At 67.0% G+C, this 25,943-nt stretch carries 25 protein-coding genes; 17 read left to right on the top strand and 8 right to left on the bottom strand.

Annotation, left to right across the window (positions count from 1 at the left end):
* Positions 1 to 37 precede the first annotated feature (37 nt).
* From G0D83_RS07500 to G0D83_RS07435, 14 genes are all read left to right on the top strand, one after another.
* Positions 38 to 397 (top strand): hypothetical protein, encoded by a 360-nt coding sequence (locus G0D83_RS07500; protein WP_235940021.1) that lies wholly within the window; start codon positions 38 to 40, stop codon positions 395 to 397.
* Positions 398 to 528: 131 nt separating this feature from the next.
* On the top strand, positions 529 to 1,434 hold the full coding sequence (locus G0D83_RS07495; protein ID WP_164191435.1) for an ABC transporter substrate-binding protein: 906 nt from the start codon (positions 529 to 531) through the stop codon (positions 1,432 to 1,434).
* A gap of 20 nt (positions 1,435 to 1,454) precedes the next feature.
* The gene (locus G0D83_RS07490) at positions 1,455 to 2,621 is read left to right on the top strand and encodes an ABC transporter permease (RefSeq protein WP_164191430.1); all 1,167 of its coding nucleotides are present in this window, start codon (positions 1,455 to 1,457) and stop codon (positions 2,619 to 2,621) included.
* A complete protein-coding gene (locus tag G0D83_RS07485) occupies positions 2,618 to 3,553 on the top strand; it encodes an ABC transporter ATP-binding protein (protein ID WP_164191427.1) in 936 nt (311 codons plus the stop codon). Before G0D83_RS07490 ends, G0D83_RS07485 begins: the two co-directional genes overlap by 4 nt.
* The gene (locus tag G0D83_RS07480) at positions 3,550 to 4,287 is read left to right on the top strand and encodes an ABC transporter permease (protein WP_164191424.1); all 738 of its coding nucleotides are present in this window, start codon (positions 3,550 to 3,552) and stop codon (positions 4,285 to 4,287) included. The genes G0D83_RS07485 and G0D83_RS07480 overlap by 4 nt, the downstream gene beginning before the upstream one ends.
* A 268-nt stretch (positions 4,288 to 4,555) precedes the next feature.
* On the top strand, positions 4,556 to 5,518 hold the full coding sequence (gene mdh, locus G0D83_RS07475) for a malate dehydrogenase (protein ID WP_108966826.1): 963 nt from the start codon (positions 4,556 to 4,558) through the stop codon (positions 5,516 to 5,518).
* A gap of 301 nt (positions 5,519 to 5,819) precedes the next feature.
* Positions 5,820 to 7,013, top strand: coding sequence for an ADP-forming succinate--CoA ligase subunit beta (gene sucC / locus G0D83_RS07470; RefSeq protein WP_095880430.1), 1,194 nt, complete (start codon positions 5,820 to 5,822; stop codon positions 7,011 to 7,013).
* 79 nt (positions 7,014 to 7,092) lie between these two features.
* Positions 7,093 to 7,977, top strand: coding sequence for a succinate--CoA ligase subunit alpha (gene sucD / locus G0D83_RS07465; RefSeq protein WP_108966828.1), 885 nt, complete (start codon positions 7,093 to 7,095; stop codon positions 7,975 to 7,977).
* Positions 7,978 to 8,121: 144 nt separating this feature from the next.
* Positions 8,122 to 11,091, top strand: coding sequence for a 2-oxoglutarate dehydrogenase E1 component (locus G0D83_RS07460; RefSeq protein WP_164191420.1), 2,970 nt, complete (start codon positions 8,122 to 8,124; stop codon positions 11,089 to 11,091).
* 4 nt (positions 11,092 to 11,095) lie between these two features.
* The gene (gene odhB / locus G0D83_RS07455; protein WP_164191408.1) at positions 11,096 to 12,634 is read left to right on the top strand and encodes a 2-oxoglutarate dehydrogenase complex dihydrolipoyllysine-residue succinyltransferase; all 1,539 of its coding nucleotides are present in this window, start codon (positions 11,096 to 11,098) and stop codon (positions 12,632 to 12,634) included.
* Between the two features lie 109 nt (positions 12,635 to 12,743).
* Positions 12,744 to 12,977 carry a hypothetical protein gene (locus tag G0D83_RS07450; RefSeq protein WP_164191389.1) on the top strand — a complete coding sequence of 78 codons (234 nt, stop codon included), beginning with the start codon at positions 12,744 to 12,746 and terminating at the stop codon, positions 12,975 to 12,977.
* A complete protein-coding gene (locus G0D83_RS07445) occupies positions 12,974 to 13,369 on the top strand; it encodes an MAPEG family protein (protein WP_164191386.1) in 396 nt (131 codons plus the stop codon). Before G0D83_RS07450 ends, G0D83_RS07445 begins: the two co-directional genes overlap by 4 nt.
* Positions 13,370 to 13,527: 158 nt before the next feature.
* Entirely contained in the window at positions 13,528 to 14,922 is a 1,395-nt protein-coding gene (gene lpdA, locus G0D83_RS07440; protein ID WP_108966837.1) for a dihydrolipoyl dehydrogenase, read from the top strand.
* A gap of 119 nt (positions 14,923 to 15,041) precedes the next feature.
* Positions 15,042 to 15,662 (top strand): YdeI family protein, encoded by a 621-nt coding sequence (locus G0D83_RS07435; protein ID WP_164191384.1) that lies wholly within the window; start codon positions 15,042 to 15,044, stop codon positions 15,660 to 15,662.
* A gap of 96 nt (positions 15,663 to 15,758) precedes the next feature.
* On the opposite strand, the gene G0D83_RS07430 is transcribed toward G0D83_RS07435, so the two are convergent.
* Genes G0D83_RS07430 through G0D83_RS07415 form a run of 4 tightly spaced genes read right to left on the bottom strand, consistent with a single transcriptional unit; the run spans position 15,759 to position 18,667 of the window.
* Positions 15,759 to 16,364: a pyridoxamine 5'-phosphate oxidase family protein gene (locus G0D83_RS07430; protein WP_164191544.1), complete on the bottom strand. Its 606-nt coding sequence runs from the start codon at positions 16,362 to 16,364 to the stop codon at positions 15,759 to 15,761.
* On the bottom strand, positions 16,351 to 17,088 hold the full coding sequence (locus tag G0D83_RS07425; RefSeq protein ID WP_164191381.1) for a 1-acyl-sn-glycerol-3-phosphate acyltransferase: 738 nt from the start codon (positions 17,086 to 17,088) through the stop codon (positions 16,351 to 16,353). Before G0D83_RS07425 ends, G0D83_RS07430 begins: the two co-directional genes overlap by 14 nt.
* Positions 17,088 to 17,993 (bottom strand): ABC transporter permease, encoded by a 906-nt coding sequence (locus G0D83_RS07420; RefSeq protein WP_254694392.1) that lies wholly within the window; start codon positions 17,991 to 17,993, stop codon positions 17,088 to 17,090. Before G0D83_RS07420 ends, G0D83_RS07425 begins: the two co-directional genes overlap by 1 nt.
* The gene (locus G0D83_RS07415; protein WP_164191378.1) at positions 17,990 to 18,667 is read right to left on the bottom strand and encodes an ATP-binding cassette domain-containing protein; all 678 of its coding nucleotides are present in this window, start codon (positions 18,665 to 18,667) and stop codon (positions 17,990 to 17,992) included. Before G0D83_RS07415 ends, G0D83_RS07420 begins: the two co-directional genes overlap by 4 nt.
* A 159-nt stretch (positions 18,668 to 18,826) precedes the next feature.
* Between G0D83_RS07415 and G0D83_RS07410 the strand changes: the two genes are divergently transcribed.
* Positions 18,827 to 19,756, top strand: coding sequence for a zinc-ribbon domain-containing protein (locus G0D83_RS07410; protein WP_164191360.1), 930 nt, complete (start codon positions 18,827 to 18,829; stop codon positions 19,754 to 19,756).
* A 91-nt stretch (positions 19,757 to 19,847) separates the two neighbouring features.
* On the opposite strand, the gene G0D83_RS07405 is transcribed toward G0D83_RS07410, so the two are convergent.
* From G0D83_RS07405 to G0D83_RS07395, 3 genes are all read right to left on the bottom strand, one after another.
* On the bottom strand, positions 19,848 to 21,113 hold the full coding sequence (locus tag G0D83_RS07405) for an ABC transporter permease (RefSeq protein ID WP_164191357.1): 1,266 nt from the start codon (positions 21,111 to 21,113) through the stop codon (positions 19,848 to 19,850).
* Entirely contained in the window at positions 21,110 to 21,925 is an 816-nt protein-coding gene (locus G0D83_RS07400) for an ABC transporter ATP-binding protein (RefSeq protein WP_164191352.1), read from the bottom strand. The genes G0D83_RS07405 and G0D83_RS07400 overlap by 4 nt, the downstream gene beginning before the upstream one ends.
* Before the next feature lie 114 nt (positions 21,926 to 22,039).
* Positions 22,040 to 23,032 (bottom strand): ABC transporter substrate-binding protein, encoded by a 993-nt coding sequence (locus G0D83_RS07395; RefSeq protein ID WP_164191349.1) that lies wholly within the window; start codon positions 23,030 to 23,032, stop codon positions 22,040 to 22,042.
* A 371-nt stretch (positions 23,033 to 23,403) separates the two neighbouring features.
* On the opposite strand from G0D83_RS07395, the gene G0D83_RS07390 reads away from it, so the two are divergent.
* Both G0D83_RS07390 and G0D83_RS07385 read left to right on the top strand, forming a co-directional pair.
* Complete coding sequence (locus tag G0D83_RS07390) at positions 23,404 to 24,801, top strand: aspartate aminotransferase family protein (RefSeq protein WP_164191346.1); 1,398 nt, start codon at positions 23,404 to 23,406, stop codon at positions 24,799 to 24,801.
* 1 nt (position 24,802) lies between these two features.
* Complete coding sequence (locus tag G0D83_RS07385; RefSeq protein ID WP_164191341.1) at positions 24,803 to 25,501, top strand: GNAT family N-acetyltransferase; 699 nt, start codon at positions 24,803 to 24,805, stop codon at positions 25,499 to 25,501.
* A 66-nt stretch (positions 25,502 to 25,567) separates the two neighbouring features.
* On the opposite strand, the gene G0D83_RS07380 is transcribed toward G0D83_RS07385, so the two are convergent.
* Positions 25,568 to 25,855, bottom strand: coding sequence for an HU family DNA-binding protein (locus G0D83_RS07380; RefSeq protein WP_095881830.1), 288 nt, complete (start codon positions 25,853 to 25,855; stop codon positions 25,568 to 25,570).
* Positions 25,856 to 25,943: the final 88 nt, after the last annotated feature.

Raw genomic sequence — 25,943 nt, 5'->3', positions numbered from 1 at the left:
CCCCGCTGAAAGGACCATCCCGCTGAAAGGAAAGCCGATGACGGCACATCCCACCCCCACCAGCCACGCACCGGGGCCCGGCTGCTCACGGCGCAGCCTGCTCCTGATAGGTCTCTGCGTGGCGCTCGCCGCCCTGCCCTCTGCCGGAGCCGCCCAGAGCCGCGCTTGCGGCCCGCGCGACGTGGTGATTGCCCGACTCGCAGAAACCTATGGCGAGACGCGGCAGTCCATCGGCCTCGGCAGCGACAACGCGGTGATGGAGGTCTTCGCCTCCGACGAGACCGGCACATGGACGATCACCATCACCTCCAGCCAAGGCGTCACATGTCTTGTCGCCAGCGGGCAGGCTTTTGAAACCCTTGCCGAACATCTCCCACCAAAGGAAAGCGATGCCTGAGGCGCACGACCCGAAGCCCCCACGCCCCCGGAAATTCCGCGGAAGACTTGGCCTCGGCCCGTCCTATCCTAGTTTCTAAGCGGAACTCTGTCATAGTCGACAGGACGCAACGGAAGGGAGCCCGACGCGCCATGATCCGCACACATATTCTCGCCGCCGCCAGCCTCGCCGCGGGGTTTGCCGGCACAGCACAGGCCGACATCACCGTCTCGTCGAAAATCGACACCGAGGGCGGGCTGCTCGGCAACATGATCGCCCTAGCACTCGAGGATGCAGGCCTGCCCGTCGAGCGGCGCCTGCAACTGGGCGGAACCCAAGTGGTGCGCGAGGCGATCCTGGCGGGTCAGATCGACATCTACCCCGAGTACACAGGCAACGCGGCCTTCTTCTTCAACGAAGCCGACGCAGACACCTGGAAGGACGCCGCCGCGGCGCACGACCGCGCCAAGGAGCTGGACGCAGAGAACGGCATTACCTGGCTCAGCTCTGCCCCCGCCAACAACACCTGGGCCATCGCCGTGACCGGGCCGCTGGCCGAGGAGAACAGCCTCGACACGATGAGTGACTTCGGTGCCTGGGTGTCGGGCGGCGGCGACGTGAAGCTCGCCGCCTCGACCGAGTTTGTCTCCTCCCCCGCGGTGCTGCCCGCCATGCAAGAGACCTACGGTTTCGAATTGTCCGAGGACCAGACCGTGATCCTCTCGGGCGGCGACACCGCGGCGACGATCCAGGCCGCGGCCAGGGGCACCTCGGGTGTCAACGCCGCCATGGTCTACGGCACCGACGGCGGCGTCGGCGCGACCGGGCTCAAGGTGATGAAGGACGACAAGGGCGTGCAGCCGGTCTACGAGCCCAGCCCCATCGTCCGCGACGCCGTGCTCGAGGAATATCCCTCGATCCCCGAGGTGCTGAACCCGATCTTCGAAGGCCTGACGATGGAGACCCTGCAGGAGCTCAACGGTCGCATCCAGGTCGGCGGCGAGCCTGCCGAGGCGGTGGCCCGTGATTATCTCACCAAGTCCGGGGTGCTGGACTGATCGCGCTCGCGGAGCGGCAGATGATGCGTGCCGGGCGGGGTCTCTCTGCGCCCGGCCTGCTTTTCGCCGCGTTGGGGCTGGCTTCACTGGCCCTGCCGCTCCTTACGCTGCGCGCCAACCGGATCGTCGCCGGAGAAAGCGTGATGCTCTGGGACAGCGCCCCACCGAGCGCGATCGTACCTGGCGCGCTCGCATTGGCCGCCGGGCTGGCGCTCGGCATCCCCTCTGCCCTGCCACTGCGCCGCCTCGGTGGTAGCCTGATCGGCCTTGCCGGCCTCGTCTTTCTGATGGCGCAGGGGGCGGCGGCGCAGCTTCAAGGGGCGGGGGATCTTGCGCGCGTGTCGCCCGGAGCGGGCGCGTGGTGCCTGCTGCTGGTGCTGATGCTGCTGATGGCGGACGCGCTCTCTCAGCTCCGCCCCGGCCCCCGCGCCCGCGCCGGGCTGCTGGCGGTGCTTCTCGCCGCCCTCGCGGCCTTGCTCTGGTCCGGCGCCCTGTCGGACCTCTCGGTGATGCAGGAATACGCCAGCCGAAAGGACGCGTTCCGCACTGCCAGCCTGCGCCACGTCGCGCTCGCGCTCGGCTCGCTCGGCGCGGCGGCGCTGATCGGCTTCCCGCTCGGCATCCTGTGCCACCGTAATGGCGCTCTGCGCGGCGCGATGCTGCCGGTCCTGAGCTTTCTCCAGACGATCCCCTCGCTCGCCATGTTCGGCATCATGATCCCGATCCTCGGCTGGGTGGCCGCGACCTACCCCGCCGCGCAGGCATTCGGCATCGCTGGCATCGGCTTTGCCCCCGCCTTCCTCGCGCTGGTGCTCTATTCGTTGCTGCCGGTGGTCGCCAATACCGTGACCGGGCTCGCCGCAACTCCTCCCGCCGCGATCGAGGCCGCCCGCGGCATGGGCATGACTGCCATGCAACGCCTGCGGAAGGTCGAGCTGCCGCTGGCCATGCCGGTGATCCTCGCGGGCCTGCGCATCGTGCTGGTTCAGAACATCGGCCTTGCGGTCATCGCCGGGCTGATCGGCGGCGGCGGCTTCGGCAGCTTCGTCTTCCAGGGCCTCAACCAGACCGCCACCGACCTCATTTTGCTGGGCGCCCTGCCCACCGTCCTCATGGCCCTCGTCGCGGCGATCGTCATGGACATCCTCGTCGACCTCACCCGCCGCCTGCCGGAGCGCCAGACATGATCGAGATCGACAAGATCACCAAACTTTACGGCGAGACCCGCGCCGTCGATGCCGTTTCTCTCACCGCCGAAACCGGCACGATCACCGCGATCGTGGGCACCTCGGGCTCGGGTAAGACCACGCTTCTGCGGATGATCAACAGGCTGGTCGAGCCCAGCTCGGGCGAGGTGCGGATCAACGGCGAGCCCACCCACGCGGTAAAACCCCACCTCCTGCGCCGCCGCATCGGCTACGCGATCCAGGGCCACGGGCTCTTTCCGCACCACACGGTTGCGCGCAACATCGGTGCCGTCCCCGAGCTGCTTGGCTGGCCGAAGGAGGAGATCGTCGCCCGGGTGGACGAGTTGCTTACCCTCTTCGGCATGGAGCCTGACGAGTTTCGCGACCGCCTGCCGCTGGAGCTGTCGGGCGGGCAGCAGCAGCGCGTCGGCGTCGCTAGGGCGCTGGCCTCTCGCCCGGACCTTCTGCTGATGGACGAACCCTTCGGCGCGCTCGATCCGATCATCCGCACCCGCGCGCAGGACGATCTGCGCGCCATCCAGCGCAAGCTCGGCTCTACGATCATGCTCGTCACCCACGACATGGACGAGGCGATCCGCCTTGGCGACCGCATCGCGGTGATGGATGGCGGCAGGCTGGTGCAATACGGGCCACCGGAAGAGATCGTCGCGCAGCCCGCCACCGATTTCGTCGCCGACATGGTGGGAGATACCGAGCGGCCCATGCGGCTGCTCTCGCTGATCCCCGTCTCCGAGCTGATCGAGCCCGGCGCGGCCGAAGGCCCGGCTCTGCCCGAGGATGCGACCCTGCGCGAGGCGCTTTCGGCTTGTCTCTGGACCGGGCGTGAGGCCGTGCCTGTCTTGAACGGGGGCGGCCCTGCCGGGCGGGTCACGCTCTCGGCCATCCGCGCGCGGGCGGAGCGCCACGCGTGAAACCGGGGATGCTCCTGCGCGTGGCGCTCGTCGCGCTGCTGCTGGCGCTGGTGCTGAAGCCGGAAGCCTTCACCCCGGCCTTCGCCCCCTTCGCGCCCGAAAATGGCCCGGTGATCTACACCCGCAGCTCGCTGCTCTCGCTCTCGCTGAGCCACCTCGGACTCGTTGCCATGGCCTCTCTCGCAGCGACCGTGGTCGCCGTCACGCTGGCGATCCTCGTCACCCGCCCCGCCGGCGCCGCATTCCGCCCGCTCTCGCGCACCATCACCAATGTCGGGCAGACCTTTCCCCCGGTCGCCGTGCTGGCGCTCGCCGTCCCTGCGCTCGGCTTCGGTGCAGGCCCGACGCTGGTGGCGCTCTTCCTCTATGGCCTCCTGCCGATCTTCGAGAACGCCATGACCGGCCTTTCAACCCTGCCCGCCAGCACGATGGAGGCCGCACGCGGCATCGGGCTCGATCGCTGGCAGAGGCTCTGGCGGGTCGAGCTGCCGCTGGCCATGCCGGTGATCCTCGGTGGCATCCGCCTGTCGGTGGTGATCGCCCTCGGCACGGCGACCATCGGATCGACGGTGGCCGCGCGCACGCTGGGCGAGGTGATCATTGCCGGGCTGCTGACCAGCAACACCGCCTTCGTGCTACAGGGCGGGCTGATCGTCGGGCTCTTCGCGGTGCTGATCCACGACGCGCTGGTGCAGCTCGAGAAATATCTCGCGCGGCGCAGCGGGCGCAGATGACGCCAAAGAGAATCGCCCGATTGCCTGTGAATGCGGCAATTTGCGCCCGCAGGTTGCAGCACCTCGCTGCCCCTCGGGCTTCGCTAATCACAGAAAGCATACGTTCGCATACCGGCACTAACACACCGATAATTAAAGACTTTATCGCAACCATGCCGCGTGGTCAGCAATCGAGCTTCCGTGATGCTGCCCTGCAGCGCCCTTGCGCGTCGGCGGCAGAGACCTTACGCAAGCGGCGGACTTCACAAATGGAGCGGAGAACAGATCCATGGCCAGACCCAAGATTGCCCTCATCGGCGCGGGACAGATTGGCGGCACGCTTGCACATCTCGCGGCCCTGAAGGAACTCGGCGACGTCGTGCTCTTCGACATCTCGGAAGGCACCCCGGAAGGCAAAGCGCTCGACATCGCGGAATCCGGCCCCTCCGAAGGCTTTGACGCCAAGCTCAAGGGCACCCAGGATTACGCCGACATCGCGGGCGCGGACGTCTGCATCGTCACCGCCGGCGTGCCCCGCAAGCCGGGCATGAGCCGCGACGACCTGCTGGGCATCAACCTCAAGGTGATGAAATCGGTCGGCGAAGGCATCAAGGAAAACGCTCCGGACGCCTTCGTCATCTGCATCACCAACCCGCTCGACGCGATGGTCTGGGCCCTGCAGAAATTCTCGGGCCTGCCCGCGCACAAGGTCTGCGGCATGGCCGGCGTGCTCGACTCGGCGCGCTTCCGCCACTTCCTGTCGGTGGAATTCGACGTGTCGATGAAGGACGTCACCGCCTTCGTGCTCGGCGGCCACGGCGACACCATGGTCCCCTCCGTCCGTTACTCGACCGTCGCCGGCATCCCGCTGCCCGACCTGGTCGAGATGGGCTGGACCACGCAGGAGAAGCTCGACGCCATCGTGCAGCGCACCCGTGACGGCGGCGCCGAGATCGTCGGCCTGCTGAAGACCGGCTCGGCCTTCTACGCGCCCGCGACCTCGGCCATCGAGATGGCCGAAGCCTACCTCAAGGACCAGAAGCGCGTGCTGCCCTGCGCCGCTTACTGCGACGGCGAGTTTGGCCTGAAGGACATGTACGTGGGCGTGCCCACCGTGATCGGCGCCGGCGGCATCGAGAAGATCGTGAACATCAAGCTCAACAAGGAAGAGCAGGAGATGTTCGACAAGTCGGTCGCCGCGGTGAACGGTCTCGTCGAGGCCTGCAAGGGCATCGACAGCAGCCTGGCGTAAGCCCTGCCGCAGCCCCGTGGGGCACCAGAAATCTTCGGGCCCCGGTGACAACATCGCCGGGGCCCATGCTTTTTCGGGCTTTGCATGTCGCCTTCCGCAGCGGCAGCTTGCTGATTCTTTGGACCTCGGGCGCTAACGCAATTCCAGCGCAGTCGAGTTTGTGATCACGCTTTTTTGGCCCGTGATCACAACGGCAAAAAAATCTCGCAAATCTTCGCCGAAAGCCAAAAATCCCTTCGCGCCGCGCGATTGAGGCGCGTATACCGGCCCCGAAATCGCAGCAAGACGGGAAGAGTCTTCCATGAACATCCATGAATATCAGGCGAAAGCGCTCCTGCGCGAATACGGCTGCCCGGTTTCGGACGGCCGCGTCGTGCTCAGCGCCAACGAAGCCAAGTCCGCTGCCGGCGAGCTCGACGGTCCGCTCTGGGTCGTCAAGGCACAGATCCACGCAGGTGGCCGCGGCAAGGGCAAGTTCAAGGAAGCCGAAGCTGGCGAGAAGGGCGGCGTCCGTCTTGCCAAGTCGGTGGAAGAGGCGGCTGAGGAAGCCAAGAAGATGCTTGGCAAGACCCTGGTGACCCACCAGACCGGCCCGGCCGGCAAGCAGGTCAACCGCATCTACATCGAAGACGGCTCGGACATCGAGCGCGAACTCTATCTCGCCCTGCTCGTCGACCGCGTCACCTCGCGCGTGTCCTTCGTCTGCTCCACCGAGGGCGGCATGGACATCGAGGAAGTCGCAGCCTCGACCCCCGAGAAGATCCTGTCGTTCTCCGTCGACCCGGCCACCGGTTACCAGCCGTTCCACGGCCGCCGCGTCGCCTTCGCGCTCGGCCTCGAAGGCCCGGCGATGAAGCAGTGCGTGAAGCTGATGGGTCAGCTCTACAAGGCCTTCATCGAGAAGGACATGGAGATGCTGGAGATCAACCCGCTGATCCTCATGCCCGGCGGCAACCTCAAGGTGCTCGACGCCAAGCTCGGCTTCGACGGCAACGCCATGTACCGCCAGCCCGACATCGCCAACCTGCGCGACGAGACCGAGGAAGACGCCAAGGAACTCGAAGCCTCCAAGTACGACCTCAACTACATCGCTCTGGATGGTGAGATCGGCTGCATGGTGAACGGCGCGGGCCTTGCCATGGCGACCATGGACATCATCAAGCTCTACGGTGCCGAGCCGGCCAACTTCCTCGACGTGGGGGGCGGCGCCACCAAGGAGAAGGTGACCGAGGCGTTCAAGATCATCACCTCGGACAAGAACGTCAAAGGCATCCTCGTGAACATCTTCGGCGGCATCATGCGCTGCGACGTGATCGCCGAGGGCGTGATCGCCGCGGTCAAGGAAGTGGGCCTGCAGGTTCCGCTCGTCGTCCGCCTCGAAGGCACCAACGTTGAGCTTGGCAAGAAGATCATCAACGAGTCCGGCCTGGACGTGATCGCTGCCGACAACCTCTCCGACGGCGCCGAGAAGATCGTGAAAGCGGTCAAGGGCTGATGCGTCTGGGGGCGCCGCGGCGCTCCCTTCCCGGAATTCAGGCTGCGCCCGTCGCAGCGACAATCAGGAGAACGCCACAATGGCAGTCCTCGTCAACGAAAACACCAAAGTCATCTGCCAGGGCCTGACCGGCTCGCAGGGCACCTTCCACACCGAGCAGGCCATCGCCTACGGCACCAAGATGGTCGGCGGCGTGACCCCCGGCAAAGGCGGCCAGGAGCACCTTGGCCTGCCGGTGTTCAACTCGGTCCATGAAGCCAAGCACGTGACCGAAGCCAACGCCTCGGTGATCTACGTGCCGCCGCCCTTCGCAGCGGACTCGATCCTCGAAGCCATCGACGCCGAGATCGAGCTGATCATCTGCATCACCGAGGGCATCCCCGTCCTCGACATGATGAAGGTGAAGCGCGCGCTGGTCGACAGCAAGTCGCGCCTGATCGGCCCGAACTGCCCGGGTGTCATCACCCCCGACGCCTGCAAGATCGGCATCATGCCCGGCCACATCCACAAGCGTGGCTCGGTCGGCGTGGTCTCGCGCTCGGGCACGCTGACCTATGAAGCCGTGAAGCAGACCACCGACATGGGCCTCGGCCAGTCGACGGCCGTCGGCATCGGCGGCGACCCCATCAAGGGCACCGAGCACATCGACGTGCTGGACATGTTCCTCGACGATCCGGAAACCCAGTCGATCATCATGATCGGTGAGATCGGTGGTTCGGCGGAAGAGGAAGCCGCAGAGTTCCTCGCCGAGCAAAAGAAAAAGGGCCGCTGGAAGCCGACCGCCGGTTTCATCGCGGGCCGCACCGCTCCTCCGGGACGCCGCATGGGCCACGCTGGCGCGATCGTCGCCGGTGGCAAGGGCGACGCCGAGTCCAAGATCGAGGCGATGAAATCCGCCGGTATCGTGGTCGCGGACAGCCCGGCAACGCTTGGTGAGGCTGTAATGAAGGCCATCAAAGCCTAAGTAGCACTCAGCGGGGCGGCATTGCCCGCCCCGCGCCCCCTCAAGGGTTCCGGCCCGAACACCGCCCGGAGCATCATGACGGGGGCCTTTCCCGAAGGCCCCCCTCCTGCTGCTTCAACGATCGGTCAGAAAGGAATACGCGCGATGACGGATCAAGGCTCGAATGACCAGTTCCACGCCCTCAGCTTCATGCAGGGTGCGAACGCGGAATATCTCGAACAGATGTACGCCCGCTACGCGAACGACCCCTCCGCGGTGGACGAGGCGTGGAGCGAGTTCTTCAAACAGCTCGGCGACGACGAGACCAGCGTGAAGGCCGAGGCGCAGGGCGCCTCCTGGGAACGCGCCGACTGGCCGCCGACCCCGAACGACGACCTCACCGCCGCGATCACCGGCGAGTGGCCGCTGATGCCCGTTGCCGAGACCAAGGGCGCCGGCAAGAAGATCGCCGAGAAAGCCGCCGAGAAGGGCGTCGCGGTCACCGACGATCAGATCAAGCGGGCAGTGCTCGACTCGATCCGCGCGCTGATGATCATCCGCGCGCACCGGATCCGCGGCCACCTCGCCGCCGATCTCGACCCACTGGGCCTGCACGGCAAGGATCCGCACCCCGAGCTCGACCCCAAGGCCTACGGCTTCACCGAGGCCGACATGGACCGCCCGATCTTCATCGACAACGTGCTCGGCCTGCAGGTCGCCTCGATGCGCGAGATCATGGGCGTGCTCAAGCGCACCTACTGCGGCACCTTCGCGCTGCAGTACATGCACATCTCGGACCCCGAACAATCCGCCTGGCTCAAGGAGCGCATCGAGGGCTACGGCAAGGAAGTGAAATTCACCCGTGAGGGCCGCAAGGCGATCCTCAACAAGATGGTGGAAGCCGAGGGCTTCGAGAAGTTCCTGCACGTCAAGTACATGGGCACCAAGCGCTTCGGCCTCGACGGCGGCGAGTCGCTGATCCCGGCGATGGAGCAGATCATCAAGCGCGGCGGCAGCCTCGGCATCAAGGAGATCGTCTTCGGCATGCCGCACCGCGGCCGCCTGTCGGTGCTCGCCAACGTGCTTCAAAAGCCCTACCGCGCGATCTTCAACGAATTCCAGGGCGGCTCGTTCAAGCCCGAGGACGTGGACGGCTCCGGCGACGTGAAATACCACCTCGGCGCCTCTTCGGACCGCGAGTTCGACGGCAACAAGGTGCACCTGTCGCTGACCGCCAACCCCTCGCACCTCGAAGCGGTGAACCCGGTGGTTCTGGGCAAGGTCCGCGCCAAGCAGGACCAGCTCGGCGACACCGAGCGCACGCAAGTTCTGCCCGTGCTGCTGCATGGCGACGCGGCTTTTGCCGGCCAGGGCGTCGTGGCCGAGTGCTTTGCGCTCTCGGGCCTGCGCGGCCACCGCACCGGCGGCACCATCCACATCGTGGTGAACAACCAGATCGGCTTCACCACCGCACCGCACTTCTCGCGCTCCTCGCCCTACCCCACCGACAACGCGCTGGTGGTCGAGGCGCCGATTTTCCACGTCAACGGTGACGACCCCGAGGCCGTGGTCCACGCCGCCAAGGTGGCGATCGAGTTCCGCCAGAAGTTCGGCAAGGACGTGGTCATCGACATGTTCTGCTACCGTCGGTTCGGTCACAACGAGGGCGACGAGCCCATGTTCACCAACCCGATCATGTACAAGAAGATCAAGCAGCAGAAGACCACGCTGACGCTCTACACCGATCGCCTCGTCAAGGACGGTCTCATCCCCGAGGGCGAGATCGAGGACATGAAGGCCGCCTTCCAGGCGCACCTCAACGAGGAGTTCGAGGCCGGCAAGACCTACAAGCCGAACAAGGCAGACTGGCTTGACGGCCGCTGGTCGCACCTCGACGCGCAGAAGGAAGGCAACTACCAGCGCGGCGAGACGGCGATCGCGCCCGAGACCATGGCCGATGTCGGCAAGGGGCTGACCACCGTCCCCGAGGGCTTCCCGCTGCACAAAACCGTGGGCCGCTTCCTCGACGCGCGCTCGAAGATGTTCGAGACCGGTGAGGGCTTCGACTGGGCCACCGGCGAGGCACTGGCCTTCGGCTCGCTGCTGACCGAGGGCTACCCGGTCCGCCTCGCGGGGCAGGACTCCACCCGCGGCACCTTCTCGCAGCGGCACTCGGGCCTCATCAACCAGGACAACGAAGAGCGCTACTACCCGCTCAACAACATCCGCGAGGGCCAAGCCCGCTACGAGGTCATCGACTCGGCGCTGTCGGAATACGCGGTCTCGGGCTTCGAATACGGCTACTCGCTGGCCGAGCCCAACTCGCTCGTACTCTGGGAAGCCCAGTTCGGCGACTTCGCCAACGGCGCGCAGATCATGTTCGACCAGTTCATCTCGTCGGGTGAATCGAAGTGGCTGCGCATGTCGGGCCTCGTGTGCCTGCTGCCGCACGGCTACGAGGGCCAGGGCCCCGAGCACAGCTCGGCCCGTCTCGAGCGCTTCTTGCAGATGTGCGGCCAGGACAACTGGATCGTGGCCAACGTCACGACCCCGGCCAACTACTTCCACATCCTGCGCCGCCAGCTGCACCGCAGCTACCGCAAGCCGCTGATCATGATGACGCCGAAATCGCTTCTGCGTCACAAGCTGGCGGTTTCCGAGGCCAAGGACTTCGTCACCGGCTCCTCGTTCCACCGCGTCCTCTGGGACAGCGCGGAATCGGGCGAGAGCGCGACCAAGCTGGTGGCCGACGACAAGATCAAGCGCGTCGTGATGTGCTCGGGCAAAGTCTATTACGACCTGCTCGAAGAGCGCGACGCCCGCGGCATCGACGATGTCTACCTGCTGCGGATCGAGCAGTTCTATCCCTTCCCGGCGATCTCGCTGGTCAAGGAACTGGAACGCTTCAAGGGCGCCGAGATGGTGTGGTGCCAGGAAGAGCCCAAGAACCAGGGCGCCTGGACCTTCATCGAGCCCAATATCGAATGGGTGCTTGGCCGGATCGACGCCACGCACAAGCGGCCGGTCTACGTCGGCCGCGCCACCTCGGCCTCGCCCGCCACGGGTCTGGCCAGCCAGCACAAGGCACAGCAAGAGGCGCTTGTGAACGAAGCGCTGACCATCGAAGGGAAATGAAGCGATGACGACCGAAGTGCGCGTCCCCACGCTGGGCGAATCCGTGACCGAAGCCACGGTGGCCACCTGGTTCAAGAAGCCCGGTGACTCCGTCGCCGTGGACGAGATGCTCTGCGAGCTCGAGACCGACAAGGTGACCGTCGAGGTTCCCTCCCCGGTCGCCGGTGTGCTCGCCGACATCGTGGCCAAGGAAGGCGACACCGTGGGCGTCGACGCCCTGCTCGCCAATGTCGCCCCCGCGGGCGAAGCCGGCGCCGAGCAGGTCGAGGAACGCCCCTCGGCCAAGTCCGACAAGGCCGAAAAGTCCGACGAGGCCCCCGCCTCCTCGGGCGGCGAAGAGGTCAAGGTGATGGTCCCCACGCTGGGCGAATCCGTCTCCGAAGCCACCGTCGCCACCTGGTTCAAGAAGGTCGGTGACACCGTCGCCGCCGACGAGATGCTCTGCGAGCTCGAGACCGACAAGGTCTCGGTCGAAGTGCCGGCGCCCGCCGCGGGCACGCTGACCGCGATCCTCGCCGAGGAAGGCGCCACCGTGCAGGCCGGCGGCCAGCTCGCCGTGCTTGGCGGCGCATCGGGTGCCGCCGCCCCCGCCGCAGAGGCGCCGACCCAGTACGACACGCCGCCCGCCGGCGATGGCAACGGCTCCAAGGACATCGAGGACTCTCCCGCCGGCAAGAAGGCCATGGCCGAGGCCGGCATCAGCCGCGACCAGGTGCAGGGCTCGGGCAAGGATGGGCGCGTCATGAAGCATGACGTCTCCGCCGCGCTTGCTGCCGCCAAGTCGGCCCCGGCCGCCGCTGCCCCGGCCGCCGCGCCGCGCGCGCCGGTTGCCGCCGAGGACGCCGCCCGCGAAGAGCGCGTCAAGATGACCCGCCTGCGCCAGACCATCGCCAAGCGCCTCAAGGACGCGCAGAACACCGCGGCCATGCTGACCACCTACAACGAGGTGGACATGACCGAGGTGATGGCGCTGCGCAGCCAGTACAAGGACCTCTTCGAGAAGAAGCACGGCGTGCGCCTCGGCTTCATGTCCTTCTTCACCAAGGCCTGCGTCCACGCGCTCAAGGAAGTCCCCGAGGTGAACGCCGAGATCGACGGCACCGACGTGGTCTACAAGAACTTCGTGCACATGGGCATCGCCGCCGGCACGCCGCAGGGCCTCGTGGTTCCGGTGCTGCGCGACGTCGACCAGAAGTCCTTTGCGGAGATCGAGAAGGAGATCAACGAGAAGGGCAAGCGCGCCCGTGACGGCAAGCTCTCGATGGCCGAGATGCAGGGCGGCACCTTCACCATCTCCAACGGCGGTGTCTACGGCTCGCTGATGTCCTCGCCCATCCTGAACCCCCCGCAGTCGGGCATCCTCGGCATGCACAAGATCCAGGATCGTCCGATGGCGATCAACGGCAAGGTCGAAATCCGCCCGATGATGTATCTGGCGCTGAGCTACGACCACCGCATCGTCGACGGCAAGGGCGCCGTGACCTTCCTGGTCCGCGTCAAGGAAGCCCTCGAGGATCCGCGCCGCCTGCTGATGGATCTCTGATCCTCGGCCCCGGGGCGCCACGCCCGCGCCCCGCCCAAGACATTGCCGCGCCCGGACCTGCCCGGGCGCGGCCTTCCAGAGCCCCGCGTGATCCCGAAGGGAGAGCAAGATGAGCCAGCAGCTACTTCTCCGTTACGACCGTTTCGACGCAGACCGCTTCGACACCGAGGCGGAATCCCGGGCCCAGGCCGGGCTCACCCTCCTGCAGCTCTGGATCGAAGGCAGCGCCGCGCATTGGGCGCTCTTCACCGTCAACGACGCCGACAAGGCGCGGGCCTGGATCGACCAGGAAACCGCCCTCGGCCACGGCCCCTCCGCGTCCCACATGCTGAGCACCGCATGACGCCGGAACTGCTTGCACTAACCCTCGCGAGCCTGCTGCAGATGGCCCAGATGGCGCTCTTCTCGGTTCTGGCGCAACGCCAGGTCGGCCCGCGCTACGCCGCCTCGCCGCGCGACGAGGGCCGCGAGCTCACCGGTCTCGCCGGGCGCGCCCAGCGGGCGATGAACAACCATTTCGAGGGCCTGCTGCTCTTTGCCATCGCGGTGATGGTCGTCACCTACACCGACAAGGGCAACAGCGTCACCGCCGCCTGCGCGCTGCTCTACCTGCTGGCCCGGATCGTCTACCTGCCCGCCTACCTCTTCGGCTGGACGCCCTGGCGCTCGCTCATCTGGTTCGTCGGCTTCCTGGCGACCGCCGCCCTGCTGATCGCGGCCTTGGTGACCCCATGAGGCGTCTTTCAGGCCGAAGCATCCAGAGGGCGCCGACCGCAGGTGGACGGGGGCAGAGCCCCCTCCGCGCCAGCGCCCGCCCCGCATCCTCATCTGCATGGTTTGCGCATGCCGTGTGCATGCCCCGTGCCTTCAGAAATACCCGATAGGAGACCCCAATGGCACAATACGACGTCATCGTGATCGGCGCCGGCCCGGGCGGCTACGTGGCCGCCATCCGCTGCGCACAGCTCGGCCTCAAGACCGCCTGCGTCGAGGGCCGCGAGACCCTCGGCGGCACCTGCCTGAACGTGGGCTGCATTCCCTCGAAGGCGCTGCTGCACGCTTCGCACCAGCTGCACGAGGCAGAGCACAACTTCGCCAAGATGGGCCTCAAGGGCGCCGCGCCCAAGGTCGACTGGAAGCAGATGCTCGCCTACAAGGACGACGTGATCGGCCAGAACACCAAGGGCATCGAATTCCTGTTCAAGAAGAACAAGATCGACTGGCTCAAGGGCTGGGGCTCGATCCCCGAGGCCGGCAAGGTCAAGGTCGGTGACGAGGTCCATGAGGCGAAGAACATCATCATCGCCACCGGCTCCGTGCCCGCCTCCGTGCCCGGCGCCGAGGTCGAGGTCGACGAAAAGATCGTCGTCACCTCCACCGGCGCGCTCGAGCTCGGCAAGATCCCCAAGAAGATGGTGGTCATCGGCGCCGGCGTGATCGGCCTCGAGATGGGATCGGTCTATGCCCGCCTCGGCACCGAGGTCGAGGTGATCGAATTCCTCGACGCCATCACCCCCGGCATGGACGCCGAGGTGCAGAAGACCTTCCAGAAGCTGCTCAGCAAGCAGGGCCTGAAGTTCACCATGGGCGCGGCCGTCTCCAAGGTCGAGACCAAGGACGGCAAGGCCACCGTGAGCTACAAGCTGCGCAAGGACGACAGCGAGCACAGCACCGAAGCCGACGTGGTGCTCTGCGCGACCGGCCGCGCGCCCTACACCGACGGGCTCGGCCTCGAGGCGCTCGGCGTGAAGCTGACCAAGCGCGGCCAGATCGAAACCGACGGCCACTGGCAGACCGCGGTCAAGGGCATCTACGCCATCGGCGACGCCATCGAGGGCCCGATGCTGGCCCACAAGGCCGAGGACGAAGGCATGGCCTGCGCCGAGGTCATCGCCGGCAAGGCGGGCCATGTGAACTACGACGTGATCCCGGGCGTGATCTACACCCATCCCGAAGTCGCCTCGGTCGGCAAGACCGAGCAGCAACTCAAGGAAGAGGGCCGCGCCTACAAGGTCGGCAAGTTCTCCTTCATGGGCAACGGCCGTGCCAAGGCCGTCTTCGCCGGTGACGGCTTCGTCAAGCTGATCGTCGACAAGGACACCGACCGCGTGCTCGGCTGCCACATCATCGGCCCGGCGGCTGGCGACCTGATCCACGAGATCTGCGTGGCAATGGAATTCGGCGCTTCGGCCGAGGATGTCGCGCTGACCTGCCACGCGCACCCGACCTTCTCGGAAGCGGTGCGTGAGGCGGCCCTGGCCTGCGGCGACGGCGCGATCCACGCCTGATCGGATCTGCAACAGCAGGAAAGGCCCCCGAGCAACGCTTGGGGGCCTTTTCCGTTTCCCCCTCCCCCGAGCTCGCACCGCCTGCTAGGCTCCGCGGCATCCCCGGGAAGGAGGCCGCGATGATCACCGACAGCACCGCCTATTTTACCCAAGGCTGCGGCCGCTGCGCGCGCTTTGCCACCGCCGACTGCGCCACCCGCATCTGGGCCGAGGGCCTGGCCGAGCTGCGTACCATCTGCCTCGCATCGGGTCTTGGGGAAACCGCGAAATGGGGACATCCGGTCTATGTGGAAGCAGAGCGCAACGTCGCGCTGATCGGTGCCTTCCGGGATGATTTCACGCTCAGTTTCTTCAACCCGGCCCTGATGAAAGATCCCGAGCGCGTGCTCGAGCGGCAAGGCCCCAACACCCGCCATCCCAACGTGATCCGCTTCGCGTCGGCGGCGCAGGTCGGCGAGATGCGCCCGGTGCTCGAAGCCTATCTGGCCGAGGCGCGGGCCTATGCCGCGCAGGGGCTCCGCCCGCCGAAGGAGGAGGTCGCGCTGGAGCTGCCCGAGGAGCTCGTCGCCGCGCTCGATGCGGACCCCGAGCTGGCCGAGGCCTTCCATGCGCTCACCCCGGGGCGGCAGAAGAGCCACGCCCTGCAGATCGGCGGCGCGAAAAAGGCCGACACCCGGGTGGCGCGTCTCGAGAAACTTCGACCGCTCATCCTCGCCGGCAAGGACGCGCTCGGCCGCTGAACGTCCAGAGGCCAGCGCGTACGTTACCGGAGAAGCATCCGAGCCCCGTCAGCAAGGCGCTGGGTGAGACCAGATTTGATGGAAGCCCTCAGTCGCTCACCACAGGCTCTTTGCGGCGCGCTCCGGCCATTCGCGGTCGTAGGCCTCTCCATCGGTCGCGCCCTGCGTGGCTTCGGCCAGGAACTGACCGATGGTCGGCAGCCCAGCGCTCTCGTCTCCCGAGACCCAGGTTCCGGCGCGCAGCAGCGCGCGGGCGCATTGGGTGTAGATCTCGGCGATCTCGACGATCAGCACGGTCGCGGGCAGCTTGCCGTCCTTGCCAAAACGCCCGCGCAGGGCCTCGTCATCGGTCAGCCAACCGTTCCCGTTCACCCGCACCACGTTGTTGCTGCCGGGCACGAAGAACATCAGCGAGATCCGCCCGTCCTCGACCACGTTGCGCAGCGAGTCGAGCCGGTTGTTGCCGCGCCAGTCGGGCATGGCCAGTGTGCCCGGATCGAGCTCCAGCACCACCGGGCCGTCGTCGCCGCGCGGCGAGGCATCGGTGCCCGCCGGCCCCACGGTGCTCAGCACGCAGAGTTTCGAGGCCGCGATCCACCTGCGATAGAGCGGCGTCATGCGCCGCACCACCTTGTCGATCGACGCACCAGCCGCCGTGCCGTAGAGCGCCTCGAGCGCGTCGATGTTCTCAATCTTCCGCAGGGAACCCGGCCTCCGCCATCAGGCGGTTCGAGGCCGCCTCCACATCCGCCTCGATCTTCGCAAGAAAGACCTTGCTTGGCATGCCGGGCTCGATCACCGGCAGGAATTCGATCACAGCCGTGCCTGGCTTGCGGTAGATGCCACGCTTGGGCCAGAACACGCCGACGTTGGTCGCCACCGGCACGCAGGGCTCACCGCTCTGGCTGTAGAGGATCGCCGTGCCGACCTTGTAGGGCAGCTTTACGCCTGGCGGCACGCGGGTGCCCTGCGGGTAGATGATCAGTTGGCCGGGGTGCTCTTCGGCGCTCTTCTTGACGTCGGCCACCAGCTTCGAGATCGCCGCACCGCGCTTGCCGCGGTTCACCGGGATGCAGCCGATGCGGGTGGCATATTGGCCGAGCACCGGGGTGAAGAGCAGCTCGCGCTTCATCACGAACTTCCCCGCAGGCACCGCGCCGAACAGCAGGATGATGTCGAAGAAGCTCTGGTGCTTGGCGGCGATCAGCAGCTCGCCCGAGGGGACTTCGCCGCGGATCTCGCTTTTGAGCCCCACCATCCAGGAGGCCGTCCAGCGCACCCAGAGGCACCACGCCCGGCAGGCTGCGCGCGCTCCCCGGTCGGAGAACAGCGCCAGCGGGAAGAACAACAGGCCAACCGCCGCCATTGCCAAGTAGACCTGTCCGACGAAGAGCAGCGAGCGGATCCATTGCAGGGCGTATAGCATTATCTCAAATCTCCAAGCACCCGCCGCGCCGCCATCGCCGTCGCCACGAAGGCCACCGCCGCGGTCAGCAACGGCACCAGTAGCGCGAAGACCCAGTGCCAGCCGACGAAGGACAGGCCGGTGAGGAAACCCGCCGTCTCGCCCGCCGAGGGCAGCAGCAGCAGCGCGCCGGCGCCGGCCAGGGCGCCCAGGGTCGCGCCGCCGAGGGCGCGCAGGGTGAAGCGCCGCACGAAAGCGCGGGCGATGAAGCCGTCGGTCGCCCCCACCAGCCGCAACACCGCGATGACCTGCGCATTGGCCGCCAGCGCGGCATTGGCCGCCAGCGTGACCATCGCCGCCACCGCACCGGCGATGAGCAGGATCGACACCGCCCCCAGCAGCCGCAGCTTGCCCGCAGCCGCCACCAGCGGGCGCCGCCATCTCGTGTGATCGTCGAGCACCGCACCCGGCACCTCGGCCTGCAACCGCAGCCGCAGCCCCGCGCCGTCGAAGCCTCCACCCTCCTCGATGATCTCGATCAGCTGCGGCACCGGCAGATCCGCCAGCGGAAGGTCCGGACCGAACCAGGGCTCGAGCAGCGCTTGCTGCTCCTCTTCGGACAGCGCCCGGGCCGAGGCAACGCCCGGCGTCTGCTGCAGCAGCCGCAGCGCCGCTTCGGTCTGCTGCGCCTGCTGCCCGGCGGGGGCAGAGATGCGCAGGGTCGAGGCGCGCGCCAGTTCCTCGCCCCAGCTTGTGGCAAGCCGCCCGGCGGCCAGCGACAGCGCCAGCGCGAAGACCGCGAGGAAGGCCATGGCCCCGGCGGCAAACAGCGTGAGCGAGGCGGTGAAACCCGTGGGCGGCACCACCCGGTCGGCGCCGGTGTCAGAGCCGGTGAAGGCCCCGAAGGAGTCGCGGATCAGCCTCACAGGTCGACCCCCGCCGCTTGCAGCCTGCGGTTCGAGATGCGCAGCACCCGCGCCTGCACCTGGGTCTTGGCCGAGCGGATGAGCCCGAGGTCGTGCGTGGCGATGAGGATCGTCTTGCCCATGCGGTTGAGCTCGACCAGCAGCCGCAGAAGCCGCTGCGACATCTCCCAGTCGACGTTGCCCGTGGGCTCGTCGGCGAGGATCACCTCGGGCGACATGATCACCGCGCGGGCCAGTGCCGCGCGCTGCCGCTCGCCGCCCGAAAGCTCTGGCGGAAGGGCATCGGCGCGGCTCTTCAGCCCGACCCAGGTCATCAGCTCGATGAGGTTCTGCTCGAGATCGCTGCCGGCTTCGCCCGCCACGGTGAGCGGCAGGGCGACATTTTCGGCGACCGACAGATGGTCGAGAAACTGGCAGTCCTGGTGCACCACGCCGATGCGCCGGCGGCTCAGCGCGATGGCGTCACGGTCCATGCGCCGCACGTCCTCGCCGAACAGCCGCGCGTGGCCGGCGGTGGGCACCAGCGCGCCGTAGCAGAGCTTCAGCAGCGTCGTCTTGCCGGTGCCCGAGGGCCCGGTCAGGAAGTGGAAGGACCCAGGCGCAAGCCGCAGCGTGAGCCCGCTCAGCAGCTCTCCGCCACCGTAGCTGTAGGCCACATTATCCAGTTCGATCACGCCTGCGCGCCCCCGGTAAAAACGTTGCCCTGTTGTGCCCGAGCCGCGGCGCAGTTGCAATCCGCCCCCCGGCCCGAAAATGGGCTTTCCCGCCGCACCCCGGCAACCTATTGTCAGCAAAGGGATGGTGGCCAGAACAGATGGAAAGCTAAGGACAATATGCGGCTGATTTGCCCCAATTGCGGCGCGCAATACGAGGTGCCGGTCGACGCGATCCCCGCGGGCGGGCGCGACGTGCAATGCTCGAGCTGCGGCCACACCTGGTTCCAACTGCACCCGCTGGATGCGCCCCTCCCCGAAGAGGCGCCCGCCGAGGCCCCGCAGGACGACGAACTCTGGGAAGAGATGGATGAGGGTGCCTTTGCGCCGCCCACCGAAGCCGAGGCCGAGCACGTGCCCTTCCCCGATCCCGAGCCCGACGAGACGCCGGACTCCGAGCCACTCGCCACGCCGGTACCGCGCCGCCCGGTTCGCGCCCGCGGGCTCGATCCCTCGGTCGCCGAGGTGCTGCGCCAGGAGGCCGAACGCGAGGCCCGCCGCCGCACCGATCCCGAACCGCTCGAGAGCCAGCCTGACCTCGGCCTCGCGGAGCCCGCCGAGGAAAGCGCCGCGCACCGCGCGCGTGTCGCCCGCGCCCACATGACCCGCAGCCGTGGCGATGCCCCACCCTCCGGAAAGCCCACACCCGAGCCCGCCGGCGCAGCCGAGCCGGCCCCCGAGGCACCCGAGCGCGCCGAGTTCGTGACCTCTGAACCCGAGCACCCTTCCGTTGCACCCTCGCGCCGAGACCTGCTGCCGGACATCGAGGAAATCAACCAGACGCTGCGCGTCGTCCCCGAGCCGCGCCGCATGGAGACGCCGCAGGGCCGCGCGCGGGCCGCCGAGGAGGACGAACTGCAGAGCAGCGGCTTTGCCCGCGGCTTCGGCGTGGTGCTGATCTTGGCGGCGCTGGCACTGTTGTTCTATGCGCTGGCACCGGCGCTCACCGCCGCGGTGCCCGCCCTCGCCCCGCTGCTGGATCCCTATGTCGCAACAGTAGACGGCCTGCGGCTCTGGCTCGACGCGCAGCTCACCGCTCTGCTGAGCTGAGCCTCCGCGCCCGGCCTTTCGCTACAGGCAGAAGTATCTACGGGGGAGCAAGGGAGCAAGCAGCCCCCTGGCGCCCCCGTCCGGCCTACGCTCAGCCCCGGCCCTTCCAGGGCACCAGCTTGCGCTCGGCCAGCCGCATCAGCATGTCGATGCCGAAGCCGATCACGCCGATCAACATGATCCCCATGATCACGATGTCGGTGAGCTGGAACTTCGAGGCGACCATGATCATCATCCCCGCCCCCTTCTCGGCGGCGACAAGCTCGGCGGCCACCACGGTGCCCCAGCAGACACCCATGGCCACCCGCGCGCCGGTGAAGATGTCGGGCAGCGAGTTGGGGATGATCACGTGGCGCAGGATCTGCACCTTCGAGGCGCCCAGCGAATAGGCCGCGTGCACTTTGGAGATCTTGACCCCGGACACGCCCGAGCGCGCAGCGATGGCCATGATCCAGAGCGCGGCGAGGAACAGCAGGATGATCTTGCCGGTCTCGCCGATGCCCGCCCAGATGATCACCAGCGGAATGAGCGCCAGCGGCGGCACAGGGCGCATGAACTCGACGATGGGATCGAACCAGCCGCGGAACCAGTCCGACAGGCCCATGGCATAGCCGAGCGGAATGCCGATCAGCGCGCCGAAGAAGAACCCCGCGATGACCCGGAAGAGCGACCAGCCAAGGTGCTCCCAGAGCGTGCTGTCGCGGTAGCCGTCGCGCGAGATCTCGGCAAGCCGGGCAAGCACGGCCTCGGGCGCGGGCAGCCAGATCGGCTCCATCTGCCAGCCCTTGGCGGGCTCGAAGGTGAGCGTGCCCTTGGGCGACATGCCGACGCGGCCATAGTCGGTGATGACCTCGCCACCCGGCGCGATCGGCTGACCGTTGACGGCGACGACCCTGTGCCCCTCGTCGCGCCCATGCGCGTCGTTCTGATCGACCCGCACCAGCCCCGAGCGCCAGGCCCCGACGCTGGCGCTGTCGTTCTTCGCCCAGCCATCCCCGGGGTCGACCTCGGGGTCTTCGGTCTCTTCCCCCACCGGGAAGACGCGTACGGTGACCGTTGCCTCGTCGGGCGCGACGCCCTCCGCCTCGGCGGTATAGGTGAAGCTGGCATCCCCGACGAAGGGCCCGGGCGCGTGCAGGAACTTCGGCACCCAGGTCGAGCCGGTGAAGGCCCCCCAGAGCAGGAAGATGGTCAGGATCGACACCACGCTGGCGATACGGCTCGGGCGCACCGCACTTTCGTCGCCGAAGGTGACGGTCTTGCGGGCGGTGAAATCGTTCAGCGCGCGGTGCACCAGCAGCTTCACCAGCAGCCAGCTTGCCACGAAGATGGCGATGTAGAGGGCAAAGACGATCATGACGCGGCCCCCGCGGTTTCGCTGCGGCCCATGATCTCTTCCTCCATGTCCCAGATCATCCCGAGGATCTCCTCGCGCGTTGTCGCGAAATCGGGATGCTTCTTCACCGCACGCAAGTCCTGCCCGGCGCCGAGATCGGCAAAGGGCAGACGGTACTCACGGTGGATGCGGCCCGGGCGCGGCGCCATGACCAGCAGCCGCTCGCCCAGCAGCAGCGCCTCCTCGACCGAGTGGGTGATGAGGATGATGGTCTTGCCGGTTTCCTTCCAGAGCTCCAGCACGAGGCTCTGCATCTTCTCGCGCGTGAGCGCGTCGAGCGCCCCCAGCGGCTCGTCCATGAGGATCACGTCGGGATCATTGGCAAGGCAGCGGGCCAAGGCCACGCGCTGCTGCATCCCGCCCGAAAGCTCGTAGACCGCCTTTTCCTTGAAGTCGCGCAGGCCCACCACCTCAAGCAGATGATCGACGCTCGCGCCGTAGTCCTTCTCACGCTTTCCGGCCATGCGCGGGCCGAAACTGACGTTGTCGCGGACGTTCATCCACTCGAAAAGCGCCCCCTGCTGGAACACCATGCCGCGTTCGGCAGCGGGGCCGCGCACCTCGCGACCGCCCAAGATGATCTTGCCCTCGGTCGGCGCGAGAAAGCCCGCGACGATGTTGAGCAGCGTGGTCTTGCCGCAGCCCGACGGACCCAGTACCGACAAGAGCTCTCCCTGCGCGAGGTCCAGAGAGACGTCCTTCAGCGCCTGCACCGAGCTGCCGTTGGGCAGGTCGAAGCGCATCGACAGGTTCTGGATGGATAATCCGCTCATGATCTGCCTTTCGCGGCCTGACACCGCGGTTCGGGGGGCCTCCCCCAACGTGTCATTCTGATGCCAAGGTCCCCGGCGGCAACCGCCGCCGCCGGGACGGATGGCCCGATGACCTTACATCGAGCCTGCCGACGCGAGCGGCCCGGTGTTCACGTGGTCGGCGTAGCTGTCGAGCGCCGCGTCGATCGAGCCCGCCTCGACGAAGACGTCGGCGACGCCCTTCATGAAGTCCGCCGCGCCGCCGCCCAGCCATTTGGCCGAAAGCTGGTCTTCTGCTGTCGGGAAAACGAAGGTGGCCATGGTCTCGGCGGTGGCGGCCTCGTCCATGCCCGCGTCCTTGGCGATGACCGGCAGCATCTTGGACTGATTGGCCTCATCCGCCCACATGGCATTCGCCTCGGCCGTTACCTTCAGGAAGGCGGCGACAAGATCCGAATTCTCTGCCACCCAGCCCGCGGGGCCGGAGGTCACGTCGAAGACGAGGATGCCCAGCTCTTCCTTCTCGGCGCCGGTGAGCAGCACATTGCCATGCTCTTTCATGCGCCGCAGCGAGCCGCCCCAGCCGCAGGCCATGTCGACCGCGCCCTGCGCGATGGCGGCCGCGCCATCCGGCGGCGCCATGTCGACGATCTCGAGGCTCTCGAGCGGCACTCCGAAGTGGTCCATCTGTTTCAGGAAGCCGTAGTGGGCGGCGGTGCCGAGCGGCACGGCGACCTTCTTGCCTTCGAGCTCTCCGGCGCTGTCCTTGTCGATTTCCAACTCCGAGCGGACCACGCAGTTGTCGTTGTCGGCGTAGCTCACCGCCACGTCGAGTGCCTGCAGGTCCTGCCCCGCCGAGGCGGCGACCACGAAGGGCGGCACGCCCTGGCTGACCGAGAGCTGCACATCGCCAGAGGCCATCGCTGCCGACATGGCGGTGCCGGTGTCGAAGCTCACCCAGTTGATATCGACGCCCATGGCCTCTTCATACATGCCTTCGGCCTTGGCATATTCGAAGGGCATCGGCCATTCGAGGAAATAGCCCACGGTGATGCTTTCGGCGCTTGCGGCACCGGCCAGCAGCGCCACGGCAGCCGCCGCGCCCATCAGGCGTTTCTTGATCGTCATCTTGTCTCTCCCGTTCTGCTGCCCCGTCATGGTCTGCGGAGCTTTTGCTTGGCCGTCACGTCAGGCGCCCGGCTCGCCGTCGATCGGAGCGGAAAAGACACGTTCCAGCAATGGGCGATGCCTGCGGATGCAGCAGGTACACGGGGGGCAGTGGGGTAAGCTGCACAATTCGCGGGCACTGCGCCGCGAGAAAATCCCGTTATCCTTGGCCCGTTTTCCGTGCGGCGCGCGGGATCCGGAAATCTGGCCCTATATCAACCGCAAATCTGGCGCTACGACTTCCCGCCTCTTCTGGCACATGTGCTAACATCCCGCATCGCGGAGTCACGCTTTCGCGCCCGCTGCGGCGCCCGGAATTCAGGAGAGCTTCCATGGACGGCACCCTCACCCAGAACGACCTCAGCCACGTCGTCGAAGCCGACAAGGCCCACGTCTGGCACCACCTTGTGCAGCACAAGCAGTTCGAGACCAGCGACCCCAAGATCATCGTCGAGGGCAAGGGCATGCGCGTCTGGGACCAGACCGGGCGCGAGCAGCTCGACGCGGTGTCGGGCGCGGTCTGGACGGTGAACGTCGGCTACGGCCGCAAGACCATCGTCGATGCGATCTCCGAGCAGCTGATGAAGCTGAACTACTATGCCGGCGCCGCGGGCTCGATCCCCGGCGCGCTGTTTGCCGAGAAGCTGATCGACAAGATGCCGGGCATGAGCCGCGTCTACTACTGCAACTCGGGCTCCGAGGCGAATGAGAAGGCCTTCAAGATGGTCCGCCAGATCGCGCACAAGCGCTACGGCGGCAAGAAGCACAAGATCCTCTACCGCGAGCGCGATTACCACGGCACCACTATCGCCGCGCTTTCGGCCGGCGGGCAGGAAGAGCGCAACGCGCAATACGGCCCCTTCGCGCCGGGCTTCGTGGCGGTGCCGCATTGCCTCGAATACCGCGCCGGGGATCAGGGGTGGGGCGATCTGTCGGGTGAGGCCTATGGCCAGCGCGCGGCAGATGCCATCGAAGCGGTGATCCTGCGCGAAGGCCCCGACACCGTCGGAGCGCTCTGCCTCGAGCCGGTGACCGCGGGCGGCGGCGTGATCGTGCCGCCGGCCGGCTACTGGCAGCGCGTGCAGGAAATCTGCCGCAAGTACGACATCCTGCTGCACATCGACGAGGTGGTCTGTGGCGTCGGGCGCACCGGCACCTGGTTCGGCTATCAGCACTACGGCGTCGAGCCGGACTTCGTGACCATGGCCAAGGGCGTCGCCTCGGGCTACGCCGCCATCGCCTGCTGCGTCACCAACGAGCGCGTCTTCGACCTGTTCAAGGACGACGCCTCGGACCCGATGAACTACTTCCGCGACATCTCGACCTTCGGCGGTTGCACCGCCGGCCCCGCCGCGGCGCTCGAGAACATGCGCATCATCGAAGACGAGGGCCTGCTCGAGAACACCACGGCGATGGGCGAATACATGCTCGGCCAGCTCGAGGCGCTGAAGGACAAGCACGCCGTCATCGGCGAGGCCCGCGGCAAGGGTCTGTTCCTCGGTGCCGAGCTGGTGACCGACCGCAGCACCCGCGAGCCGATGGACGAAAAGCGCGTGGCCGCCGTCGTCGCCGAGGTGAACAAGCGCGGTGTCATCATCGGCATGACCAACCGCTCGATCCCCGGCTACAACAACACGCTGTGCTTCGCCCCGGCGCTGATCGCCACCAAGGACGACATCGACCAGATTGTCGAGGCCGTGGATGGCGCGCTGGGGACGATCTTCGGCTGAGATGACGGATCATCGCACGAACGACCACGGGCAGCCCATCGGGCTGCCCGTCGAAGGATCGTTTCCCCGCCCCTTCCCGCCGAACGCGCCGATGACGGGACGCTTCGTGAGGCTCGAGCAGACGCGCTCGGAGCACGCCCCGGCGCTCTATGAGGCCTTCGCCCAGGACGACGGCGGCGCGAACTGGACTTACCTGCCCGGCGCGCCACTGCGCGATCTGGCCGAAGCGCAGGCCTGGATCGAAAGCTGCGCAAAGAGCACGGACCCCCTCTTCCAAACGATCTGCACGCTGGACGGCACGCCGGTGGGAATCGCCTCCTACCTGCGGATCGACCAGGCCAATGGCGTGATCGAGGTCGGGCACATCCACTTCAGCCCCCTGTTGCAGCGCAGCCCGGCGGCGACCGAAGCCATGTACCTGATGATGAAGCGCGCCTTCGACGAGCTCGGCTACCGCCGCTACGAATGGAAATGCGACGCGCTCAACGGCCCCTCGCGCCGCGCGGCCGAGCGGCTCGGCTTCAGCTACGAGGGCACGTTCCGGCAGGCTGTGGTGACCAAGGGCCGCAACCGCGACACAGCGTGGTTCTCAGTCATCGACAGCGAATGGCCGACCCTGCGCGCGCGCTTCGAAGCTTGGCTCGATCCGTCGAACTTCGACGCAGAAGGCCAGCAGATCGCGCGCCTTCAGGACCTTTAAATAACTGAAAATCAATAAAAAAGGGCCGCGAAACCGCGGCCCTGATGCTCAGTCGAGCAGGAAAGATCAGCCGTTGACGCTGTCCTTCAGCGCCTTCGCGATGGTCATCTTGACCACCTTGTCGGCCTCTTTCTTGAACTGCTCGCCGGTGGCGGGGTTGCGCACCATGCGCTCGGGACGCTCACGGCAGTAGATTTTGCCAACGCCCGGGAGTGTCACGGCGCCGCCGCCTGCAACTTCCTTGGTGATGATGTCGGTGATCGCTTCCAGAGCGGTCGACGCGGTCTTCTTGTCTGCGCCCATCTCTTCTGCCAGTGCAGCCACGAGTTGGGTTTTGGTCATCGGCTTCGCCATTTCATGGTCTCCTTGAACTGCCCGAGTACTTGGGCCCCATTGAGGTCACTTAACTCTATGTAGAGTCGAAACACAACGAATAGTGGCT

Source organism: Salipiger sp. PrR003 (genome assembly GCF_010500785.1).
Taxonomy (GTDB): Bacteria; Pseudomonadota; Alphaproteobacteria; order Rhodobacterales; family Rhodobacteraceae; genus Salipiger; species Salipiger pacificus_A.
Note: the sequence above shows the minus strand (reverse complement) of the source record. Positions and strands in the feature narration are given on the sequence as shown.

Coding starts and splice junctions, on each gene's coding strand:
- mdh (WP_108966826.1), top strand. CDS start 4,556: ATGGCCAGACCCAAGATTGCCCTCATCGGCGCGGGACAGATTGGCGGC.
- sucD (WP_108966828.1), top strand. CDS start 7,093: ATGGCAGTCCTCGTCAACGAAAACACCAAAGTCATCTGCCAGGGCCTG.
- G0D83_RS07495 (WP_164191435.1), top strand. CDS start 529: ATGATCCGCACACATATTCTCGCCGCCGCCAGCCTCGCCGCGGGGTTT.
- G0D83_RS07460 (WP_164191420.1), top strand. CDS start 8,122: ATGACGGATCAAGGCTCGAATGACCAGTTCCACGCCCTCAGCTTCATG.
- G0D83_RS07390 (WP_164191346.1), top strand. CDS start 23,404: ATGGACGGCACCCTCACCCAGAACGACCTCAGCCACGTCGTCGAAGCC.
- odhB (WP_164191408.1), top strand. CDS start 11,096: ATGACGACCGAAGTGCGCGTCCCCACGCTGGGCGAATCCGTGACCGAA.
- G0D83_RS07445 (WP_164191386.1), top strand. CDS start 12,974: ATGACGCCGGAACTGCTTGCACTAACCCTCGCGAGCCTGCTGCAGATG.
- G0D83_RS07400 (WP_164191352.1), bottom strand. CDS start 21,925: ATGAGCGGATTATCCATCCAGAACCTGTCGATGCGCTTCGACCTGCCC.
- lpdA (WP_108966837.1), top strand. CDS start 13,528: ATGGCACAATACGACGTCATCGTGATCGGCGCCGGCCCGGGCGGCTAC.
- G0D83_RS07435 (WP_164191384.1), top strand. CDS start 15,042: ATGATCACCGACAGCACCGCCTATTTTACCCAAGGCTGCGGCCGCTGC.
- G0D83_RS07450 (WP_164191389.1), top strand. CDS start 12,744: ATGAGCCAGCAGCTACTTCTCCGTTACGACCGTTTCGACGCAGACCGC.
- G0D83_RS07490 (WP_164191430.1), top strand. CDS start 1,455: ATGATGCGTGCCGGGCGGGGTCTCTCTGCGCCCGGCCTGCTTTTCGCC.
- G0D83_RS07410 (WP_164191360.1), top strand. CDS start 18,827: ATGCGGCTGATTTGCCCCAATTGCGGCGCGCAATACGAGGTGCCGGTC.
- G0D83_RS07500 (WP_235940021.1), top strand. CDS start 38: ATGACGGCACATCCCACCCCCACCAGCCACGCACCGGGGCCCGGCTGC.
- G0D83_RS07380 (WP_095881830.1), bottom strand. CDS start 25,855: ATGGCGAAGCCGATGACCAAAACCCAACTCGTGGCTGCACTGGCAGAA.
- G0D83_RS07405 (WP_164191357.1), bottom strand. CDS start 21,113: ATGATCGTCTTTGCCCTCTACATCGCCATCTTCGTGGCAAGCTGGCTG.
- G0D83_RS07425 (WP_164191381.1), bottom strand. CDS start 17,088: ATGCTATACGCCCTGCAATGGATCCGCTCGCTGCTCTTCGTCGGACAG.
- G0D83_RS07485 (WP_164191427.1), top strand. CDS start 2,618: ATGATCGAGATCGACAAGATCACCAAACTTTACGGCGAGACCCGCGCC.
- G0D83_RS07385 (WP_164191341.1), top strand. CDS start 24,803: ATGACGGATCATCGCACGAACGACCACGGGCAGCCCATCGGGCTGCCC.
- G0D83_RS07395 (WP_164191349.1), bottom strand. CDS start 23,032: ATGACGATCAAGAAACGCCTGATGGGCGCGGCGGCTGCCGTGGCGCTG.
- sucC (WP_095880430.1), top strand. CDS start 5,820: ATGAACATCCATGAATATCAGGCGAAAGCGCTCCTGCGCGAATACGGC.